The organism is Pseudomonas sp. AC211, from assembly GCF_979258055.1.
Genome location: NZ_OZ409830.1, coordinates 294,397 through 314,041, shown reverse-complemented (window position 1 = coordinate 314,041; position 19,645 = coordinate 294,397). Strand labels below are relative to the sequence as shown.

General features: G+C 61.7%; 17 protein-coding genes and 2 pseudogenes. 8 read left to right on the top strand and 11 right to left on the bottom strand.

Going from position 1 to position 19,645, the window contains the following annotated elements; all coding sequences use genetic code 11:
- Positions 1-30: 30 nt before the first annotated feature.
- Positions 31-840 carry a 3'(2'),5'-bisphosphate nucleotidase CysQ gene (cysQ, locus tag ACZZZP_RS01575; protein ID WP_463384785.1) on the bottom strand — a complete coding sequence of 270 codons (810 nt, stop codon included), beginning with the start codon at positions 838-840 and terminating at the stop codon, positions 31-33.
- A gap of 14 nt (positions 841-854) precedes the next feature.
- Complete coding sequence (gene nudE / locus ACZZZP_RS01570; RefSeq protein WP_463384613.1) at positions 855-1,433, bottom strand: ADP compounds hydrolase NudE; 579 nt, start codon at positions 1,431-1,433, stop codon at positions 855-857.
- 147 nt (positions 1,434-1,580) lie between these two features.
- On the opposite strand from nudE, the pseudogene yrfG reads away from it, so the two are divergent.
- From yrfG to ACZZZP_RS01550, 4 genes and pseudogenes are all read left to right on the top strand, one after another.
- Positions 1,581-2,247 (top strand): annotated as a pseudogene (gene yrfG, locus ACZZZP_RS01565) (GMP/IMP nucleotidase).
- Between the two features lie 27 nt (positions 2,248-2,274).
- On the top strand, positions 2,275-3,162 hold the full coding sequence (locus ACZZZP_RS01560; RefSeq protein ID WP_463384611.1) for a LysR family transcriptional regulator: 888 nt from the start codon (positions 2,275-2,277) through the stop codon (positions 3,160-3,162).
- A gap of 233 nt (positions 3,163-3,395) precedes the next feature.
- On the top strand, positions 3,396-4,238 hold the full coding sequence (fdhD, locus tag ACZZZP_RS01555; protein WP_463536208.1) for a formate dehydrogenase accessory sulfurtransferase FdhD: 843 nt from the start codon (positions 3,396-3,398) through the stop codon (positions 4,236-4,238).
- Positions 4,235-6,565, top strand: a complete 2,331-nt coding sequence (locus tag ACZZZP_RS01550) for an FdhF/YdeP family oxidoreductase (RefSeq protein WP_463384610.1) — start codon at positions 4,235-4,237, stop codon at positions 6,563-6,565. Before fdhD ends, ACZZZP_RS01550 begins: the two co-directional genes overlap by 4 nt.
- Positions 6,566-6,571: 6 nt before the next feature.
- Here the strand turns inward: ACZZZP_RS01550 and ACZZZP_RS01545 are convergent, their stop codons facing one another.
- Both ACZZZP_RS01545 and ACZZZP_RS01540 read right to left on the bottom strand, forming a co-directional pair.
- A complete protein-coding gene (locus ACZZZP_RS01545; RefSeq protein WP_463384609.1) occupies positions 6,572-7,357 on the bottom strand; it encodes a DUF4824 family protein in 786 nt (261 codons plus the stop codon).
- The gene (locus ACZZZP_RS01540) at positions 7,354-8,421 is read right to left on the bottom strand and encodes a DUF2157 domain-containing protein (protein WP_463384608.1); all 1,068 of its coding nucleotides are present in this window, start codon (positions 8,419-8,421) and stop codon (positions 7,354-7,356) included. The genes ACZZZP_RS01545 and ACZZZP_RS01540 overlap by 4 nt, the downstream gene beginning before the upstream one ends.
- A gap of 327 nt (positions 8,422-8,748) precedes the next feature.
- Between ACZZZP_RS01540 and ACZZZP_RS01535 the strand changes: the two genes are divergently transcribed.
- Positions 8,749-9,216: a glycine zipper domain-containing protein gene (locus tag ACZZZP_RS01535; RefSeq protein WP_122453895.1), complete on the top strand. Its 468-nt coding sequence runs from the start codon at positions 8,749-8,751 to the stop codon at positions 9,214-9,216.
- A 229-nt stretch (positions 9,217-9,445) separates the two neighbouring features.
- On the opposite strand, the gene ACZZZP_RS01530 is transcribed toward ACZZZP_RS01535, so the two are convergent.
- The 5 genes from ACZZZP_RS01530 to ACZZZP_RS01510 all read right to left on the bottom strand — a co-directional run bounded on the left by ACZZZP_RS01530 (position 9,446) and on the right by ACZZZP_RS01510 (position 15,201).
- Positions 9,446-9,883 carry an acyl-CoA thioesterase gene (locus ACZZZP_RS01530; RefSeq protein ID WP_463384607.1) on the bottom strand — a complete coding sequence of 146 codons (438 nt, stop codon included), beginning with the start codon at positions 9,881-9,883 and terminating at the stop codon, positions 9,446-9,448.
- 22 nt (positions 9,884-9,905) lie between these two features.
- Positions 9,906-11,069 (bottom strand): iron-containing alcohol dehydrogenase, encoded by a 1,164-nt coding sequence (locus tag ACZZZP_RS01525; protein ID WP_463384606.1) that lies wholly within the window; start codon positions 11,067-11,069, stop codon positions 9,906-9,908.
- Positions 11,070-11,096: 27 nt separating this feature from the next.
- Positions 11,097-12,086, bottom strand: a complete 990-nt coding sequence (locus tag ACZZZP_RS01520) for a CE1 family esterase (protein ID WP_463384605.1) — start codon at positions 12,084-12,086, stop codon at positions 11,097-11,099.
- A gap of 86 nt (positions 12,087-12,172) precedes the next feature.
- Positions 12,173-13,963 carry an acyl-CoA dehydrogenase C-terminal domain-containing protein gene (locus ACZZZP_RS01515; RefSeq protein WP_122493500.1) on the bottom strand — a complete coding sequence of 597 codons (1,791 nt, stop codon included), beginning with the start codon at positions 13,961-13,963 and terminating at the stop codon, positions 12,173-12,175.
- The gene (locus ACZZZP_RS01510; protein WP_463384604.1) at positions 13,960-15,201 is read right to left on the bottom strand and encodes a 3-hydroxyacyl-CoA dehydrogenase; all 1,242 of its coding nucleotides are present in this window, start codon (positions 15,199-15,201) and stop codon (positions 13,960-13,962) included. Before ACZZZP_RS01510 ends, ACZZZP_RS01515 begins: the two co-directional genes overlap by 4 nt.
- A gap of 129 nt (positions 15,202-15,330) precedes the next feature.
- Between ACZZZP_RS01510 and ACZZZP_RS01505 the strand changes: the two are divergent.
- The 3 genes and pseudogenes from ACZZZP_RS01505 (at position 15,331) to ACZZZP_RS01495 (ending at position 17,389) form a co-directional block, all read left to right on the top strand.
- Positions 15,331-16,243 (top strand): annotated as a pseudogene (locus ACZZZP_RS01505) (LysR family transcriptional regulator).
- Positions 16,244-16,535: 292 nt separating this feature from the next.
- Positions 16,536-17,048, top strand: a complete 513-nt coding sequence (locus ACZZZP_RS01500; RefSeq protein WP_463536207.1) for a hypothetical protein — start codon at positions 16,536-16,538, stop codon at positions 17,046-17,048.
- A gap of 131 nt (positions 17,049-17,179) precedes the next feature.
- Positions 17,180-17,389, top strand: coding sequence for a YgdI/YgdR family lipoprotein (locus tag ACZZZP_RS01495; protein ID WP_122453887.1), 210 nt, complete (start codon positions 17,180-17,182; stop codon positions 17,387-17,389).
- A 75-nt stretch (positions 17,390-17,464) separates the two neighbouring features.
- Here ACZZZP_RS01495 and ACZZZP_RS01490 read toward each other — a convergent pair whose 3' ends face one another.
- A complete protein-coding gene (locus ACZZZP_RS01490) occupies positions 17,465-17,887 on the bottom strand; it encodes an HPF/RaiA family ribosome-associated protein (protein WP_463384601.1) in 423 nt (140 codons plus the stop codon).
- A 173-nt stretch (positions 17,888-18,060) separates the two neighbouring features.
- On the bottom strand, positions 18,061-19,605 hold the full coding sequence (locus ACZZZP_RS01485; RefSeq protein ID WP_463384600.1) for a phosphoenolpyruvate carboxykinase: 1,545 nt from the start codon (positions 19,603-19,605) through the stop codon (positions 18,061-18,063).
- Positions 19,606-19,645: the final 40 nt, after the last annotated feature.

Below are 19,645 nucleotides of genomic sequence, written 5' to 3'. Positions count from 1 at the left end.
GCGGATGGAGAGGCTTTCACTTCCAGGTGCTCAGGCACTCAAGCCCTTCGCCAAGCGCAACAAGTCCCCGCGCCACGCCGCACCCGCCGGCAGGGCCAAAAAGAACGGATTAAGGAACGATTCACGGGCTTCGTACGTGAGCACCTCGCCGTGAATATCCAGCACCTCGCCACCGGCACCTTCCAGCACGCCTTGCGCGGCGGCGGTGTCCCACTGCGACGTAGGCGCCAGCCGTGGATAGCAATCCGCCGCGCCCTCGGCGAGCAAGCAGAACTTCAGCGAGCTGCCCACATTGGCCAGTTGCAAGTCGCCGAACAGCAGGCTCAGCCCGGCCAGCAATTGCTCTTGCTCAGGGCTGGAATGGCGCCGACTGGCCACCACGGTGAACCCCTGCTCCGGCGCGTTGCGCACATGCACCGCTTGCGGTTGACCATGGGCATCGCAGCGCCAGGCACCGAGGCCGGCGCCGCCGTAGAAGTAACGGCCGGTGGTGGGCATGCCGACTACGCCGAACAGCACCTTGCCGTTTTCTACCAGCGCGACGTTGACGGTGAACTCGTCGCTGCCGCTGATAAATTCCTTGGTGCCGTCCAACGGATCGACCACCCACCAGCGCGTCCAGCCGGCGCGTTCGCTCAGAGGAATGTCGGCCGCTTCTTCAGATAACACCGGAATGCTTGGATCCAGGGCCGTGAGGCCGGCCGCCAGAATGTGGTGCGCGGCCAGGTCGGCAGCAGTCACCGGGGAGTCATCGGCCTTGGCGGTTACCGCCACGCCACTGCGCCAATACGGAAGAATGGCCGCGCCCGCCTCTCGGGCCAGGGCGACCACTTGTTCCATCAGTGGCAGCAGGCTCACGAGCGCACCGCCGGGGTGAATTCGCCGCGCTGAGTCAGCACGTCACGCGCCAAGTACAGCGCAGCCAGCGCGCGGCCTTCGCTGAATTGTGGATGCTGCGCCAGGCTCGACAGCTCGTGCAGGCTGAAGCGCTCAACTCCCATTGGCTCAGGCTCATCGCCGGGCAGCGTTTCGGGGTAAAGATCACGCGCCAGCACCACCTGAATCACCTGGCTCATATAACCGGGCGACAGCGACAGCTCGGTCAGCCGCTCCAATTTATGGGCGCCAAAACCGGCCTCTTCCTTGAGTTCGCGGTTGGCAGCGTCCAGCACGTCTTCGCCCGGCTCGATCAGCCCTTTAGGGCATGAGAGCTGGTAATCGTCCGTACCGGCGCAGAACTCTTCCACCAGCAGTACGTGCTCGGCGTCGGCCATTGCCACGATCATTACCGCACCGTAGCCAACGCCCTTGCCCACCAGTCTTTCGTAGGTGCGTTCGACGCCATTGCTGAAACGCAGCTGCAACTCCTCGACGCGAAACAGGCGGCTACTGGCCACTATTTCGCGGTTGAGGACGGTGGGTTTCTGACGCATGGGACGGCTCCTTGGCGTGACCTGGCGGGTTATCATAACGCGGCTTTTCGGATTGTCGCCGCGCCGGATTACGCTTGCTGACCAGATCACGCCTCTTTTCCTTACAGCGTGTGTGAAAAACGCCACTTCCCCTGCAGAGCTATCGTTATGTCCCACCTGCCATGGTCTTCCATCGACACCGTTCTGCTCGACATGGACGGCACGTTGCTGGATCTGCACTTCGACAACCACTTCTGGCTTGAGCACTTGCCCCAGCGCTACGCCGACGTGCACGGCCTCAGCCGCGAGCAGGCGAATGCTCACATGCTGCCGCTGTTTCGCGATCACGCCGGCCAGCTCAATTGGTACTGCACCGACTTCTGGACCGCTCAACTCAACCTGCCGATTCGCGAGCTGAAACGGGAAGTGGCGCACCTAATTTCCCTGCGCCCCGACGCCGACAAATTTCTCGTTGCCCTGCGCCAGGCCGGTAAGCGTGTGGTGCTCATCACCAATGCGCACCGCGACTCGCTGTCGCTGAAAATGGAGCGCATCGAATTAGCCCCCAATTTCGACCGCCTGATCAGCTCCCACGACTATGGTTTTCCGAAAAGAAGACCAACGCTTTTGGGCGGCCCTGCAAAACGACTTCGCCTTCGAGCCTGAGCGCAGCCTGTTTATCGACGACAGCCTGCCGATTTTGCGCAGCGCTCGGGAGTACGGCGTCGCGCACCTGCTGGCCGTGCGCGAGCCCGATAGCCGCATGGGCCCCAAAGACACCGAAGAATTCAGCGCAGTGGAAGACTACCGTCTGCTAATCGACGGCCTGCTTTAAGCCATACGCCCGCCAGTTGAGGTACCGATGGACATCAAGCAGCTGAAATTCCTCATCGCCCTCGATGAAACCCGGCACTTCGGCCAGGCGGCGGCGCGCTGCCACGTCACCCAACCGACCCTGTCGATGCGCTTGCGCAGCCTCGAAGAGGAACTGCAGCTGCCGCTGGTGGTACGCGGTCAGCGCTTCGAAGGGTTCACCGAAGCGGGCGAGCGCGTGCTGGCCTGGGCGCGCACCGTACTGGCGGCGTATGACGGGTTGAATGCCGAGGCGGCGGCCTGTCGCGGCAGCTTGATCGGCACCTTGCGTATGGGTGTAGTACCGCTGTCCAGTTACGACCCGGTGCCGCTGTTGCAGCGCTTGCACACGCAGCACCCCAGCTTGCGTTTCGAATTGTCGGCGCTCAGCTCCGAGCAAATTCTTGAGCACTTGGCGAGTAACCGACTCGACATCGGTGTGTCGTACCTGGACCGCCTGAACGCCGAACACTTCGACAGCCTCAACTTGATGCAAACGCGCATGGGCCTGCTGTACGACCAGCGCTTCTTCCGTTTCGACGCGGCTGAACTGACCTGGGAAGCGTTGATCAATCTGCCGCTGGGACTGTTATCCAGCGGCATGCACTTTCGCCAATCGATCAACCACAACTTCCGCAGCCGGGGCCTGACGCCCACCCCGCTGCTGGAAACCGACGTGGTGCATCAATTGGTGCAGGCCGTTCACGGCGGCCTGTGCTGCGCGATCATGCCGCTCTATGGCGGCGTCGACATGCTCACCAAACACCTGCGCCTTCAGCCCATCGAAAACGCCCAAACCCTGGCGCCGCTGGGCCTGATCATGCGCAAAAGCGCCCCGCGCTCCGCACTCGCCGAAGCCTGCTTCCAAGAAGCCGGCGCCATGCTGCTCGAATCGTAGCCAACACGCACCGCTCTCTGTGGGAGCGGCTTTAGCCGCGATTCCTGGAAACCTCGGCACTTGAAAATCGCAGCTAATCGGAATGCCGCCAAGCCGCGCCACAAAACCTGCAATTCAGTACCCATCGACGCCCTCTATCACCGCATCAGAACTAGCGATTAGACGCCGACCGACGGGCGGCCTAGGCTGTTCAAATAACGATCAACCGAACCTCGTGCAACTCGGTGACGACAATGAACAGCAAACGCCAGCCTCTTGCGGCGGCTTCCGCCTGCGATTCCTCCACCACGTCTGAACAAGCCAGCCAGGGCTACCGCTTTTACGAGCTGGAGCACGGCACTGCTGCGTCTGTGGAATTGGCAGAGGAAGTGGCGCTGGCCATTTCGTTCAACGGTATCAACCAGGCGGTGATGCTGGTGTCGCCCACTGATCTGGAAGACTTCGTTGTAGGGTTTAGCCTCGCCAACGGTATCGTTGAGTCGATTGACGAGATTTATGACGTCGTCCTCAGCGGCACCGGTTCTGCCCGTCAGGCCGATGTGCAAGTCAGCAGCCGCGCCTTCTGGGAACTCAAGCAGCAACGCCGCCAGCTCACCGGCACCAGCGGCTGCGGTTTGTGTGGCGTCGAGGCCGTTGAACAAGCGCTGCCATCGCTCAGTCCTTTAAAGCGTGCCCCCTTGCCGCCCGCTGCCTGGCTCATCGACTTACGCCAGCGCATCACTGTTTTCCAACCGCTGGGCCAGCACTGCGGCGCGGTGCACGCGGCGGTGTTTATGAACGGTCAGGGCGAGCTGCTGCTAGGCCGTGAAGACATCGGCCGGCACAACGCGTTGGACAAACTCATCGGCGCCCTCCTGCGCCAGCAGATTTCCACCGCCGGCGGCCTGGCCCTGGTGACCAGCCGTTGCAGCCTGGAACTCATTCAGAAAGTGCTGCGCGCCGGCATTACCACCCTCGTTAGCCTTTCGGCACCCACCGGCCTGGCCGTGCAATGGGCACGTCGGCACCACCTTAATTTGATTCACCTGCCGCATAACAATGCGCCGCGGGTGTACAGCCCGGAGTTCGCGCAATGACCCATCAAGTCGACACCCACCCCACCCAGCGCTACAAGCCCTACAAAGGCGCCGCCGGCGGTTGGGGCGCGCTGAAAAGCGTGGCGCACTTCTGGCTGGACAGTGACAACGCGCTGAAAAACATCCGCACCCTGCTGAAAACCAACCAGCACGGGGGCTTCGATTGCCCCGGCTGCGCGTGGGGCGAGTCGGCGGAAAGCGGCATGGTCAAGTTCTGTGAGAACGGCGCCAAGGCGGTGAACTGGGAAGCCACCAAGCGCCGCGTGGACGCCGCGTTCTTCGCCAAACACAGCGTCACCACGCTGCGTGAGCAAAGCGATTACTGGCTCGAATACCAAGGCCGCCTGACCGAGCCGATGGTGTACGACCCCGCCAGCGATCACTACAAGCCGATTGCCTGGGACGCCGCGTTCGAGCTCATCGCCCAGCACCTCAACCAGTTGGCCAGCCCCAATCAGGCCGAGTTCTACACCTCGGGCCGCGCCAGCAACGAGGCGGCGTTTCTCTATCAATTGTTCGTGCGCGCCTACGGCACGAACAATTTCCCCGACTGCTCGAACATGTGCCACGAAGCCAGTGGCGTGGCCTTGGGGCAAAGCGTCGGCGTGGGCAAGGGCACGGTGACCTTTGACGACTTCGAGCATGCCGACGCCATTTTCGTCATCGGCCAAAACCCCGGCACCAACCACCCGCGCATGCTTGAACCGCTGCGCGAAGCGGTAAAACGCGGCGCCCAGGTGGTGTGTTTGAACCCGCTGAAAGAGCGCGGCCTGGAGCGTTTCCAGAACCCGCAACACGCTCTGGAAATGCTCAGCAACGGCGACCGTCCGACCAACACGGCGTTCTATCGCCCCGCATTGGGCGGCGATATGGCGGCGCTTCGCGGCATAGCGAAATTTCTGCTCAAGTGGCAGCGCGAGGCGCAAGCCAAGGGCAATTCTACGGTGTTCGATCAGGCGTTTATTGCCCAGCACACCACGCAAGTTGAAGCGTATTTAGAGGTGGTCGAAGCCACTAGCTGGGAGCACATCATTGCCCAGTCCGGCTTGAGCAAAGCCGAGATCGAGGCCATGGCGCACACCTATCGCCAGGCCGACCGCGTGATCATGTGCTGGGCCATGGGCATTACCCAGCATCGCCATTCGGTGCCGACCATTCAGGAAATCGCCAACCTGATGCTGCTGCGCGGCAACATCGGCAAACCAGGCGCCGGCCTGTGTCCGGTGCGCGGCCACAGCAACGTGCAGGGCGACCGCACCATGGGCATCAATGATCGCCCGCCGGCGTTTTTCCTCGACGCCCTGGAGCGCCGCTTCGACTTCAAAGTGCCGCGTGAATTCGGCCACAACACCGTGGAAGCCATTCACGCCATGCTCGACGGCGACGCCAAGGTATTTATCGGCCTGGGCGGCAACTTCGCCCAAGCCACACCCGACACGCCGCGCGCGCACCAAGCGCTGCAGAACTGCGACCTCACCGTGCAGATCAGCACCAAGCTCAACCGCAGCCACCTGACCATCGGCAAGCAGGCGCTAATTCTGCCGTGCCTGGGCCGTACCGATATCGACCAGCAAGCCGGCGGCCCACAAGCCGTTACCGTGGAAGACTCCTTCAGCATGGTGCATGCCTCCAACGGCCAGTTGCAGCCGCTGAGTAAGCAGATGCGCTCGGAGCCCGCCATTGTCGCCGGCATCGCCGCCGCCACGCTGGGCAACAAGCCAGTGAACTGGAACTGGCTGATTGAGGACTACGACCGCATCCGCGAGCTGATCGCCGACGTCGTGCCGGGCTTCCAGGGCTTCAACCAACGCGCCCGCGACCCAGGCGGTTTCTACTTGGGCAACGCTGCTGGCCAGCGGCGCTGGAACACGGCGTCTGGCCTGGCCGTGTTCAAGGCCAACCTGTTGCCGGAAGACCTGATTCACGAAGGCATTCGCGCCCGTGGCGAAGTGCCGGACCTAATCCTGCAAACCCTGCGCTCGCACGACCAGTACAACACTACGATTTACGGCCTCGACGACCGCTATCGTGGCGTCAAAGGTCAGCGCGACGTGGTCTTTGCCAACGAGGCGGACATCATTCGGCTTGGCTACAAACCGGGGCAGAAGGTCGACGTGTTGTCGCTGTGGGGCGATGGCCGCGAGCGGCGCATCAGCGGCTTTACCTTGCTGGCATTCGATATTCCGGCCGGGCAAGCGGCGGCTTACTACCCCGAGACCAATCCGCTGGTGCCGCTGGAGAGCGTCGGCGAGGGCAGCTTTACGCCGACCTCGAAGTTTGTGGCCATCCGCCTGGAACCGGCTCGGGATAACGGCCGGATCATCTGACCGCTGCTATTGCGCTTTGGCGCTGGTAATCCACGGCTCGAAGCGCTTGCCGAAGGTCACGTCCACGCTGACCTTGTTGCGCTCTTCGGCCGCCCGGTCGTACGGATTCCAGGCACTGAACACCGTGCGCCAGCGACTCGGCACACTGACTTCAGCCAGCTCGAAATACAGTGTGTAGTCGTCTGGCGTCGGCACACCGGCACTCCATTTGAAGCCTGCGCGCACGCTGGCGCGGGCCAGGCTGTAGCGACTGCGGTCCGGATAACGCTGGCGCAAGCTGTCGGCGTCCAGGCCGGCGTCGACCACATACAGCCGCGTGTTATTGGCCTTGAAGCGACTCAATTGGTAGTCGGCGTTGTCTAGCGCCTGTTTTGCCTCCGGGCTGTCTGGCGCAGCGGCAAACTGGATTTGCGCCTGTTTCAGCTCGGCTTCTGCGGCTGTCAGTTCGGTCTGGTATTGCTCGCCGTTCAGCTCCAGCACCACCAGCGCCTCGCGCTCCCAACGGTCGCGCCTGTACGTTTCGCCGTGCTCGCCGATCTCAAAACCCAACTCGCGCAGTTTGTCGCGGTTTACCCAGCCGTCCGCCAGGCGTGCATCCAGCTGCAGCATCTGGCCAGCGGCGTCGTTGTTGTTCATCACGCTGTTGTAGGCCACCGACAACTCACGTTCCGACAAGCGCAACATGCTGTCTGGCTCGCCACTGCGGTTGTAATACACGCCGCCAAGCGCCACGGCGTTGCTCAGCAGAATCAGCCCGGCGCCGAGCCAGAAGGTTCGTTTCAACGGGCTCATAGCGCACCTCCGCGGGTTTTCACGCCGTAAAGTCGCAACCGTTGCAACAGCACCAGCAGCAACACCGCAATCACGCCGATGGCGAGGAAGAACAGGTATTTGGGCAGCGTTTCCCACCACCAGTCGAACAGCTTGGTGTACAGAAACAGCACGCCGAACACCACGCTGGTGATGCTCACCTCGCGCCAACCGGCGCGAATGCCCAGCCATACGCCGAGTCCGGCGAGAACAAAGCCCAGGTATTGATACAGCGACTCCACCGCGCTGGCTTCCAGCGGCAGGTAACTGCCCTCGCCCCAGAACGACAGCACCAGCACCGGCAGAAACACGAACAGCAGCGCAAACACGCGGTACAACGCGGCAAAGCCATGGAAGCGCGCGTGATTGATCACCAGCGGCAAGCAGAACAGCACCAGCGCCGAGGGGAAGAAATTCTCTGGACGCCGCCCCACCGACAACCAATAGCCGCCGCCAAACGCGCCGACCCGCGCAGCGATATAACCGCCCACGCAGATCAGTCCCGCCGCCAGCAACAAGCGCAGGTTGCATTGATAGGCCAACAGAAACGCGAGCGCGGCCCAGGGGATCAGGGCTTTGTCTGAGGGCGTGATATTGAAAATCTGCCCGGCCAGGGACAGGTTCAGCACAAACGCCACGAAGCAGATCAGCGCCGCCAACTTGGTGTAGTAGCCGCTACGGTCGTGGCCGTGCAGCCATACCGTGAGGGCAAAGGTGCCGAGCGTGGTGCCCAGCAACATGGCCACTTGTTGGCCTTCGCTGAACACGCCCCAGAACTGGTGGAAGAGGAAAAACAAACTGGCCGCCAGCGCCAACGCACCGAACAACGAGGCGACGCGCATGCCAAGCGACAGCTGACGCGAACGCTCGTCGGCATCGATATTCAGGGTGGCGGAGAAGTGGTTCAGCAACTGCCGATGGTGGTCATCGACTCGCTGCCGCTGTTCGGCGTCGAGGGTAAGCACCTGCTCGGTTTGCAGTTGCTTGAGTTCCTGGCGGAACGCTTCGATTTGCCCGAGTCGTTGCTGTGCCTGTTCGGCGTTCATGCCTGCTCCTTGGCGAGGGAAAGTGCAGGCGATTCTGGCAGAAAGATGCTGAGGGGAACACAGGCTCTGGCAGTGAGATCGCTTGTATGAATCGAGGCTGAAGCCTCTCCCACAGAATCGGTCAAATAGGCATCACGCTTTCGATTCGGCGCGCCGAAACCTGCTCTACAAGAGCACTAAGACTCGACCGAAAATGCAAAAGTTTCCGAGCGAAAACATATATTTACGAAACGTGATAAACCCCCTACCGCACGTCGTTTGCCGCTTGTTTGTGTACCCAAGCGCATACACGATCGGCGCGTCTTTCCTACATAGGCTCGTTCCTGCATGAAGTACTCGCGCATGTTCCTGTTGTCCCTTGGCTTGCTTGGCAGCCAGGCGTTTGCAGCCGAAGGCAATACCGAAGCCGGTATTGGCGGCGCATTGGGCGGTGTGTTGGGGTCGGTGGTGGGCGAACAGGTGGGCGGTTCCACCGGTGCCGCGATTGGTGCCGGCGTTGGCGGTGCGGCTGGCGGCGCAGTGGGCGCGCGCAAAGGCAACAAGACCGAAGCGGCCATCGGCGGTGGCTTGGGCGCTGCCGGCGGTAACGTGATCGGCAACAAGATCGGTGGCAGCACCGGCGGCATCGTCGGCGCTGGTTTGGGCGGCGCAGCAGGTGGCGCGCTGGGTAACAACTACGGCAGCGCCAGCCGGGCCGACGATGAACGTGAGAGCCACGGCAAGCGTCGTAATTATCGGCACGACAATGGCCATCACTACGGCCATAAAAAACACAAACATCGTCGTCACGACTGAACAAAAAAACCGCCCGGATGGGCGGTTTTTTTCGAGGATTGCGGGGCGGCCCATCGCGGCTAAAGCCGCTCCCACAGTAACCGCCAACCTGTAGGAGCGGCTTTAGCCGCGATAGCCCCACCGCATTCGCAAATCTGTAGGAGCGGCTTTAGCCGCGATAGCCCCACCGCATTCGCAAATCTGTAGGAGCGGCTTTAGCCGCGATTCCTGCAAACGCCGAACCCAACCCCTACGAAGCCACTACCAACTCCCCCATCGCCTTGCGCAGCCCATCCGGAATACTCACCGGCCGGTTGGTTTCGCGATCGACAAACACATGCACAAAGCGCCCCGCCGCGCAGGCTTCCTGCTCGCCGGCCTTGAACACCGCCAGCTCGTATTGCACCGAACTGTTGCCCAGTTTCCCTACCCGCAAACCAATGTCGATGCGGTCGGGAAAGGCGATGGAGGCGAAGTAGTCGCACGAGGAGCTGACCACAAAACCCACCACTGGCCCGCTGTGAATATCCAGGCCGCCGACTTCGATTAGGTAGGTGTTCACCGCGCTGTCGAAGAAGCTGTAGTAGGTCACGTTGTTCACATGGCCATACACATCGTTGTCGTGCCAGCGCGTGGTAATCGGCTGGAAGTGGGCGTAGTCGCTGCGCAGGTGTTGGCGGTCGGTCATGGGCGTGCTCGCATCAAGGTAATCAGTAGGCGGCGTGGTAAATCGCCAGGGCATCGGCTTCGGTAATTTCGCGCGGGTTATTCACCAGCAAGCGCTGTTGCAGCATGGCGTCGCTGGCCAGTTGCGCGAGCATTTCCTGAGGCACACCGGCATCGCGCAGGCGGCTTGGCAGGCCGTGGCGTTCGTTCAGCGCTGACAGTTCGGTGATGAATTGTTCGGTCAGGCTGGCGGCATCGCCGGCTCGCAGCTTGTCACCCAGCAACAGCGGCGCCAGCTCGGCGTACAGCGCGCTGGCCGCCGAGGCGTTGAAGCGCAGCACGTGCGGCAGCACCAGCGCGTTGCTCAGGCCATGAGGAATGTGGAAGTGCCCACCCAGCGGATAGGCCAGCGCATGCACGGCCGCAACCGGGGCGTTGGCAAACGCCTGACCGGCCAGCAACGCACCCAGCAACATGGCTTGGCGGGCGCTGCGGTTCTGGCCGTTGTGCACGGCTTCGTGCAGGTTGGCGGCGAGCAGGCGCAAAGCTTCGCGTGCGAGCAAATCCGAAAGCGGGTTTTTCTTCAGGGCGCTGGTGTACGACTCGATCGCGTGCACCATGGCGTCGATACCCGTGGCGGCGGTGACTGCGGGCGGCAGGCCGAGGGTCAGGTCGGCGTCCAGCAGCGCCAGATCGGGCAACAGCAGCGGCGAAACCACACCCATTTTGGTGGTTTCGCCGGTGGTGATAATGGCGATCTGAGTCACTTCGGAACCGGTGCCGGCGGTGGTCGGCACCTGAATCAGCGGCAAGCGCTGACCGCGTGCGTTGCCCACGCCGTAGATGTCTTTCAGCGTTTGCTTGCACGCCGGGTGCGCCAGCAGCGCGACGAGCTTGGCCACGTCCATGGAGCTGCCGCCGCCAAAGCCGATGATCAGCTCTGCGCCCAGTTCGCGGGCTTGCTGAACGGCTTGCAGCACGATGGCTTCGGGCGGGTCGGCGACCACTTGGTCGAACACGGCCACGCTCAGGCCTTCGTCGGCAAAGCCCGGGAGAACCTCGTTGAGCAAACCGAACTTGGTGATGCCCGGGTCCGTCACGACCAGCACCGACTGGGCCCCGCGCTCGCGGCACAAGGCGGCCAGGCGGCGTGCCGAGCCGGATTCGCAGATGATCTGCGCGGTGGTGGCAAAGCTGAAAGGATGCATGGCGTTCTCCTCAGGTTAATAGCGCACTCACGGTTGAGCGGCAGCTGTCGGTGTGGCGCCGCCAGGCGATACGGAAGGCTGGCGGGCAAAGAAATTCCAGATGGCCTCGGGGGCATTGAAGCCCTCGGTGTTGCGGCCGAGCAAACGGGGGGCGCGGTACATGGGCTGCGGCACCAAATGGCCGCCACCGACCAACGCGTAAAGCGCCACTTCGTGTTTACCCGGTGCTTGCCATTGCTGCAAACGCACCGACTCGCTCGGGTGTTGTTCTTGCGTGGCCTTCGCAGGGTAACCGTTCAAGCCGGCGAAGTAGGCGGCGGTGTCGCCCGCCGACCGCACCGTGCCTCGGTTGCCCAGCCCAAACAGGGTGACCTTGCCGCCGTTAAACGGGTTGATCGGGTCGTCTGTGCCGTTGACTACCAGCACCGATGCCGGCTGCCCGCTGGTTTCGCACGCCAGGTTGTCGCCCGTCGGCAAGTTCGCCGCCACTGCCGCCACGCCCGCAAGCAGATTCGGCTGCTCCAGGGCAAAGCGGAAACCCAGGTGCCCGCCGCTGGAGTAACCGGTGAGAAATGCCCGCGAGCGGTCGATCTGGTGTTGCTGGGCGAAGCGTTGAATCAGCGCGGCGATAAAGCCTTTGTCGTCGATGTTCTGCTGACGCGCGGCGTAGTCGGCGACCAGGCGGCAGTCGTTCCAGTTTTTCTCAAATCCTTGCGGATAAACCACCACGAAACCGTGGGCGTCGGCCAGGCGTTCAAATTCGTAGCCGGTGTACACGCGGATGTCGTCGCTGGTCTGCAACGAGCCGTGCAGCACGAATACCAGCGGTGAGTTGGCTTTCAGGTTTTTGGGAATGTAGTAGCTGAACTGGCGGTCCAGCGCGCCGACCTGGATGTGGTCGTGTTGCACGGTGGCGCTCAGGGCCGGCGGGTTGGGCCGGGGGGCGTAGGCGAAGTAGGCGTATAGGCAGGCCAACAGGCCTAGCAGCACGATTAGTACACGGAAGCGCTTTTTCAATCGGCACCCTCTTTTTTATTGTTATGGATGATCGACTGAAGATTCTGGATCCGACGAATCGGAATCCAGAATCTCGAGCCGTACGCTTAGAACGCGAAATGCGCCTCCGGCAACGCCATCAGGCAATCCGCGCCGCCCAGTACCATTTCGCGGTGGCTGCTCACGCGCGGCAATACGCGGCGCATGTAGAAGCGGGCGCTGTGCAGTTTGGCTTGGTAGAACTCGGCCTCGCCGGCACCGGCGTCCAATGCATCTTGGGCGCGGGCGGCGGCTTGTAGCCACAGGCCGGCCAGCAGCAGGTACGAGCTGTATTGCAGGAAGTCGACCGAGCAGGCGCCGATCTCTTGCGGGTCGCGGTTGCTGGCGGCGAGCACTTGTGCGGTCAGGTCGCGCCATTCGTGCAGGCGTTCTTGCAGCGGTTGCACCAGGTCGGCGAGCTGGCTGCGGCTGGCTTGCGCGTCGCACAGGGCGGCGAATTCGTCTTGCAGGGCGTTCAGTTCCGCACCGCCGTCGCCCATCAGTTTGCGGCGAATGAAGTCCAGCGCTTGGATGCCGTTGGTGCCTTCGTAGATTTGCGTGATGCGGCTGTCGCGCATCAGTTGCTCCATGCCCCACTCGCGGATGTAGCCGTGACCGCCGTAAATCTGCACGCCGAGGCTGGCCACTTCCTGGCCCATGTCGGTAAAGAACGATTTGACGATGGGAATCAGCAGCGCCACGCGCTTGCTGGCCACTTTGCGCTCGGCCGGATCGGGATGGCCGTGTTCCAGGTCGAGCTGGCGCGCGGTGTAGGCGGCGAGCATGCGGCTGCCCTCCACCAGGGTTTTCTGGGTCAGCAGCATGCGGCGCACGTCGGGGTGCACGATGATCGGGTCGGCTGCTTTGTCCGGTGCCGCCGCGCCAGTAAGGGCGCGCGATTGCAGGCGCTCACGGGCGTAAGCCAAGGCGCCCTGGTAGGAGCGTTCGGCCACGCCGAGACCTTGCAGGCCGACCTGGAAACGGGCGTCGTTCATCATGGTGAACATGCACGCCAGGCCCTGGTTGGCCGAGCCCACCAGCCAGCCTTTGGCGCCGTCGAAGTTCATCACGCAGGTGGCGGCGCCTTTGATGCCCATCTTGTGTTCGATGGCGCCGCAGCTCAGGGTGTTTTTCTCACCCGGCGCGCCATTGGATTTGGCGATGTATTTGGGCACCAGAAACAGGCTGATGCCTTTCACGCCAGCCGGTGCATCGGGCAGACGGGCGAGCACCAAGTGGACGATGTTTTCCGACATGTCCTGCTCGCCGCCGCTGATAAAAATCTTGCTGCCGGTGATCGCATAGCTGCCATCGGCCTGCGGCTCGGCCTTGGTGCGCAGCAGCGCCAGGTCGGTGCCGGCTTGCGGTTCGGTGAGGCACATGGTGCCGGTCCAGCTGCCGTTGACCATCTTGCCCAGGTACGCGCTTTTCAGTTCTTCGCTGCCGTGTTTGTACAGCGCCAGCACCGCGCCTTCGGTAAGGCCCGAGTACACGCGAAACGACAGGCTCGCGGCCATCAGCATTTCGTGGAAGCTGGCCGCGACCATTTGTGGAAAGCCCTGGCCGCCGTATTGGGTTGGGCCGGTCATGCTGGCCCAACCGTTGTCGACGTATTGCTGGTAAGCGTCGCGGAAACCGGTGGGCGTGGTGACCGCGCCGTTAATCAGGGTGACGCCTTCTTCGTCGCTGTTGCGGTTGAGCGGCGCGATCACTTCGCCGGTGTAGCGCGCGGCTTCTTCCAGCACGCCATCGACCAGTTCGCGGTCCAGGCCGTTGTCGAGCAGTTCGCAGTGGGCGCCGACGTCGAACATTTCATGCAGTACAAAGCGCATGTCGCGCAGGGGGGCTTGGTAGCTCATAGCGAACCCTTTTTAACATCGGAGAAACGTTTGCCGCTGGTGGCCAGCTTTTCAATCAGCGCAGCCGGCTGCCAGTGGTTGCCAAAGTGGCTTTGCAGGGCGTGCAGGCGCGCAAGAATGTCGTCCACGCCCTGGCTGTCGGCCCAGGTCATGGGGCCGCCTTTGTCTTGCGGGAAGCCGTAGCCGTTGAGGTACACCAGGTCGACGTCATGGCTGTTGGCGGCGATGTTTTCTTCGAGAATTTTCGCGCCTTCGTTCACCAGCGCCAGCAGGCAGCGCTCGAGGATTTCTTCTTGGCCGATGGAGCGGCGTTTAAAGCCCAGCCCTTCGGACACCTGCAGCACCAGCGCGTCTACTTCCGGGTCGTGCTCGGCCTGGCGGCTGCCTTCGGCGTAGCGGTAGTAACCCATGCGCGACTTCTGCCCGAAGCGGCCCAGTTCGCACAGGTGGTTGTCCACTTGCACGGCTGGGTCATCCTGGCCCTTGCCGGCCAAACCACGGGCGCGCCATTCCAGGTCGATGCCGACCACGTCGTACATGCGAAACGGGCCCATGGCGAAACCGAAGCCTTGCAGTGCGGCGTCCACTTGATGCGGATACGCGCCTTCGAGCAGCAACATGCGCGCCTCACGCACGTAGGTGGCGAGCATGCGGTTGCCGATAAAGCCGTCGCAGTTGCCGGCCACGACGCTGACTTTGCCGATGCGTTTGCCGAGGTCGACGGCGGCATCGAGCACGGCCTTGGCGGTTTTCTCGCCACGCACAATTTCCAGCAATTTCATGATGTGCGCCGGGCTGAAGAAGTGCAGGCCCAGTACGTGGTCGGGGCGCTGGGTGACGGCGGCGATGGCGTCGATGTCGAGCGCCGAGGTGTTGCTGGCCAGGATCGCGCCCTGCTTCACGGTTTCGTCCAGGGTGCGGAAAATTTGCTGCTTGAGTTCGAGGTTTTCGTACACCGCTTCGATCACCAGATCGGCTTCGGCCAGCGCGGCGTAGTCGCCTACGGGCGTGACGCATGCCAGGCGAGCGGCGGATTGTTCCTCGGTGATGCGACCGAGTTTGACGTTGTGCGCGTTCGTGTCGGCAACCACACCCATGGCCTGTTCGAGCATCTGCGCGTTGTTGTCCAGCCACAGCACGCGAATGCCGGCGTTGGCCAGGCTCATGACAATGCCACGGCCCATGGTGCCCGCGCCGATGACGGCGGCGCGCTGAATATCGTAGGTGCTCTGGGTCATTTTGGACTCCTTATTGTTCAGGTGCGGGCAGGTAGCGGGCGCCGCTCACGCAAATACAAAACGCCCAACACCATAAGGAAAGCGCTACTATTTTTGAAATTTAGTCTTGTGATATTTGGCATTCACCCAATGAATATCTCCACCTTCGACCTCAACTTGCTGCGCGTGCTGGACGCGTTGCTGCGTGAATGCAATGTCTCCCGCGCGGCGGAACGCTTGTCCCTGAGCCAACCGGCTGTGAGTAATGCGCTGAATCGCCTGCGCATTCTGCTCGACGATCCGCTGTTGGTGCGCGTCGGTCGCGCCATGCAGCCAACGCCCCCGGGCGCAGGCGCTGGCCGGACCGATTCGCGCGGCGTTGCAGCAAATCGAGCAGAGCCTGAGCGCCGGCGAAATTTTCGAGCCGGCGCGCAGCAAACAGCGGTTCAACATTGCCGTGACCGACTACGTCGAGCTGATTTGCATGCCGCGCCTGATCGAGCAGCTTAGCCGTCTGGCGCCGGGCATCCGCATCGAAATCCATCACCTGAGCCCGACCTTGCCCAGCGAGGCGCTGGACAAAGGCGAGCTGGACTTGGTGCTCGGCCGCTTCGAAGAAATTCCCCCGCGTTTCGCCCGCCGCCATTGGATGAGCGAAACGCTGCAACTGGCCGTGCGTACCGGGCACCCGCTTTTTGTCGATGAGGCACCGCTTGATCTAGAGCGCTTCCTGGCGCTACGTCACCTCTGGGTACACGGCGGGCAAACGCGCGGCATGGTCGACCAGTGGCTGGGCGAACAGGGCCTGACCCGCACCATCACCTACACCACGCCGAACTATTTGCAGGCGGCGCATATCGTGGCGACAAGCGAGTTGGCGGCGGTGCTTCCTAGCCAACTGGCGAGACATTTCGCCGAGCTGCTGCCGTTAACGCTATGGGACTTGCCCATGCCGCTGGGGCCGTTTCACCTCGAGGTCGTTCATCTCGGCCAGCGTCTGCGCGACCCGGCGTTGCAGTGGTTGGTGGAGCAAATCATGCAAATTGGTGAGCCAGCGCGATGAATCGAGGCGGCGCACGGGTGACTTTCGTCGGGTTCTCACGCTAGCAATGCGTTTGGGGAAAGCGTCAGGTCGCCTCGGACACCCTTCCAGCCCTTTTTCTGCTGTTTGGCTACAGGCCGCAGATGATGGGCGATCAAGCGTAACGGCGTGCCAGCGCCATAAAACCCGGTCAGCGATACGGCGAAAAAGTTCTAGAACATCTGCTTTGGCGCCATATGCCACATCCGCCTAAAGGCACACGCCAGCCGCACTTACACTGACATTCCCAGGCCATGAAACCAGGGAGAACGTCATGCCCTTAGCCATCGACAGCGTGAACAACGCCTATTACACCAGCACACCGTTAGTGCGAAGTCCGTTCCAGACCACCCCAACCGATGGGGCGGCAGCCACTTCATTGGCGGAACGGTTGGCAGCGAACAACGAAGCCGCACTGGCCCGTCAGCAAGAACTGCAAGAGCAGCGCGAGCTGCGTGCGCAGGAGCAGCGGGAGCTGCAACAACAGCGTCAGGCTGAACTACGAGATGCCCGGCAGCAGCAGATCGAAGAGCTGCAAGATCAGTTAGCGCAGGCACGTCAGGCAGCGTTTGACGCATTGCAGGACGACATCAATAACCCCTTCTCGCCCGAGAACCTGGCACGTCAGCAGTTGGAGGTGGATAACAATCCACAGTCCTTCGGGCTTGATCCCAATCAGGTCACGACGCGCGCGTGGCGACCCAGGCGATTTCGGTTTATCAGGAAACGCAGAATGGGCCGGATCTGCTTAATCGTGGATTGGTGGCTTAAACCCCATCGAGGCTAAAGCCTCTCCTACAGGAGCAGCGTCTTTTGTAGGAGAGGCTTTAGCCTCGATGAATGCGCGCAGAAAAAACATGGACCCTTTAGCGCAGCGTCCGGTCAATGGTTGTAGACCTACCTAAAGGAGTACCAACCATGAAAAAGTGGATCTTTGCTGCCTGCTGCTTGCTGACCCTTTCCGGCTGCGCCAGCGACTACATTATCAACACCACCGACGGCCAAATGATCAATGCTCAAGGCAAGCCGGAGCTGGATGAAGAAACCGGCCTGCTGGAATACGAAGATGCCGAAGGCAATTCGCAACAGATTCCGCAGACCCAAGTGCGTCAACTGATCGAGCGTTAATGCCGATTCGTTGAGCCAAAAAAACCGCCCCTTGAGGCGGTTTTTTTATGGCCGGCTTATAGCGGCCGGTACTCATCAATCTTTGCCAAGTGCGTCCTGCTTGGAGAGGAATTCTTCCTGCAACAACGCGTCGGGGTCTTCGCCGGTGTCCTCGATGAGTTCGGTAGGCATGTGGCCGGTAGACACGGTTTTCGCGTCGAGGCGGCCCATCAAATGTTCCAGAGCGTGGCGCATTTTTTCGGCGGCGCCTTCAACGGCCAGGTCCAGCGATTCAGCTTTGTGGGTTACCGAAATGGGCTGATGGCCTTTCGGGCGAGCCTCGATCTGGCAGCGTTTGTCTTCGGAACCGGACTTGGCGCCGTTTTCATCGCTGAGGTGAATTTCCAACCGGGTGAGAAAGTCATCGTACCGTTCCAGCCGATCCGTTACCGCTGCACCTACCCACTCCTGGAGACGGGCACTGCCTTGCATATCGTTACTGTTGACTTGAACTTGCATAGCTACCTCGTTTACGACGGTTGTAGGTATTGGAGGCCAGGTATACAGGCAAGGTTCAGGCAAAGCACTGATGTATGTCGCGCGGGATGTTTCTGATGGAGGGCGTGCTCTCACAAGGGTTGCCGCGCCCATAAAAAAACCGCCCGAAGGCGGCTTTTTAAAACAGCGGTCTCTTACAACTGAGGACCAGCGTTTTTGATGGCGTCGGAAACTTCAAACTTCTTAAAGTTCTCGATGAACTGTTGCGCCAGACCTTTGGCCGCTTCGTCGTAAGCGTTGCCATCGGTCCAGGTGTTGCGCGGGTTCAACAGCTTGGTTTCAACGCCTGGTACCGACTTCGGTACGTTGAGGTTGATGATCGGCAGGTGTTCGGTTTCGGTGCCAATCAACGCGCCGCTTTGAATCGCTGCAATCACGCCACGGGTGGTGGGGATGTTGAAGCGGTTACCAACGCCGTAGCCGCCGCCAGTCCAGCCGGTGTTAACCAGGTAAACCTTGGAGCCGAAGCCACGGATGCGTTTGATCAGCAGCTCAGCGTACTCGCCAGCCGGACGCGGGAAGAACGGTGCGCCGAAGCAGGTGGAGAAGGTCGACTTGATGCCGCCGCCCGAGCCCATTTCAGTGGAGCCGACCAGTGCGGTGTAGCCGGACAGGAAGTGATACGCCGCTTGCTCTTCGTTGAGGATCGACACCGGTGGCAGCACGCCAGTCAGGTCGCAGGTCAGGAAGATCACAGCGTTCGGCTCGCCGCCGAGGTTTTTCTCGGAGCGCTTGTCGACCAGTTCGATCGGGTAAGCAGCACGGCTGTTCTGGGTCAGGCTGTCGTCGGCGTAGTTCGGCAGACGGGTAACCGGGTCGAGAACAACGTTTTCCAGTACGGCGCCGAACTGAATGGCTTTCCAGATTACTGGCTCGTTCTTCTGCGACAGGTCGATGCACTTGGCGTAGCAGCCGCCTTCGATGTTGAACACACTGCCAACGCCCCAGCCGTGTTCGTCGTCACCGATCAGGTAACGGCTTTCATCGGCCGACAGGGTGGTTTTACCAGTGCCCGACAGACCGAAGAACAAGGTCACATCGCCTTCTTCGCCGATGTTGGCGGCGCAGTGCATGGGCAGCACGTCAACGGCCGGCAGCAGGAAGTTCTGCACGGAGAACATGGCTTTCTTCATTTCGCCGGCGTAGCGCATGCCAGCGATCAGCACTTTCTTGGCGGCGAAGTTGAGGATCACGCAACCGTCGGAGTTGGTGCCGTCACGCTCAGGTACGCATTCGAAGCCTGGAACGTTGAGCACTTGCCACTCGGTTTTGCTGCTCGGGTTGTAGGCGGCCGGTTCAATGAACAGGCAGCGGCCGAACAGGTTGTGCCACGCGGTGGTGGTGGTCATTTTCACCGGCAGGTAGTGAGCTGGATCAGCGCCTACATGCACGTGCGAGACAAAACGGTCGGTCGCGCCGGCGAACGCTTCAACGCGCTCCCACAGGGCGTCGAACTTGTCAGCAGGGAACTTGCGGTTGATCGGGCCCCAGGCAATAGCCGAAGAAGTGCTGGGTTCGTCAACGATGAAACGGTCGACCGGCGAGCGGCCAGTGCGGTGGCCAGTACGAACAACCAGCGAGCCGTTGGCGGCAAGTTCGCCTTCGCCACGACGGATGGCTTCTTCAACCAGTTGTGCGGCGGAAATGTCGGTATAAACGGCGTTATTGGCTTGCGTCATATGGGGTCCCCGTCGGCCTGAAGCCGAGCCTCCAAACGTT

Excerpts from the sequence above, each read along its gene's own strand:
- ACZZZP_RS01550 (WP_463384610.1), top strand. The coding sequence starts at position 4,235 with ATGACCCATCAAGTCGACACCCACCCCACCCAGCGCTACAAGCCCTAC.
- ACZZZP_RS01510 (WP_463384604.1), bottom strand. The coding sequence starts at position 15,201 with ATGACCCAGAGCACCTACGATATTCAGCGCGCCGCCGTCATCGGCGCG.
- ACZZZP_RS01495 (WP_122453887.1), top strand. The coding sequence starts at position 17,180 with ATGAAAAAGTGGATCTTTGCTGCCTGCTGCTTGCTGACCCTTTCCGGC.
- ACZZZP_RS01525 (WP_463384606.1), bottom strand. The coding sequence starts at position 11,069 with ATGCATCCTTTCAGCTTTGCCACCACCGCGCAGATCATCTGCGAATCC.
- ACZZZP_RS01490 (WP_463384601.1), bottom strand. The coding sequence starts at position 17,887 with ATGCAAGTTCAAGTCAACAGTAACGATATGCAAGGCAGTGCCCGTCTC.
- ACZZZP_RS01500 (WP_463536207.1), top strand. The coding sequence starts at position 16,536 with ATGCCCTTAGCCATCGACAGCGTGAACAACGCCTATTACACCAGCACA.
- ACZZZP_RS01530 (WP_463384607.1), bottom strand. The coding sequence starts at position 9,883 with ATGACCGACCGCCAACACCTGCGCAGCGACTACGCCCACTTCCAGCCG.
- nudE (WP_463384613.1), bottom strand. The coding sequence starts at position 1,433 with ATGCGTCAGAAACCCACCGTCCTCAACCGCGAAATAGTGGCCAGTAGC.
- ACZZZP_RS01545 (WP_463384609.1), bottom strand. The coding sequence starts at position 7,357 with ATGAGCCCGTTGAAACGAACCTTCTGGCTCGGCGCCGGGCTGATTCTG.
- ACZZZP_RS01535 (WP_122453895.1), top strand. The coding sequence starts at position 8,749 with ATGAAGTACTCGCGCATGTTCCTGTTGTCCCTTGGCTTGCTTGGCAGC.
- ACZZZP_RS01485 (WP_463384600.1), bottom strand. The coding sequence starts at position 19,605 with ATGACGCAAGCCAATAACGCCGTTTATACCGACATTTCCGCCGCACAA.
- ACZZZP_RS01515 (WP_122493500.1), bottom strand. The coding sequence starts at position 13,963 with ATGAGCTACCAAGCCCCCCTGCGCGACATGCGCTTTGTACTGCATGAA.
- fdhD (WP_463536208.1), top strand. The coding sequence starts at position 3,396 with ATGAACAGCAAACGCCAGCCTCTTGCGGCGGCTTCCGCCTGCGATTCC.
- ACZZZP_RS01560 (WP_463384611.1), top strand. The coding sequence starts at position 2,275 with ATGGACATCAAGCAGCTGAAATTCCTCATCGCCCTCGATGAAACCCGG.
- ACZZZP_RS01540 (WP_463384608.1), bottom strand. The coding sequence starts at position 8,421 with ATGAACGCCGAACAGGCACAGCAACGACTCGGGCAAATCGAAGCGTTC.
- cysQ (WP_463384785.1), bottom strand. The coding sequence starts at position 840 with ATGGAACAAGTGGTCGCCCTGGCCCGAGAGGCGGGCGCGGCCATTCTT.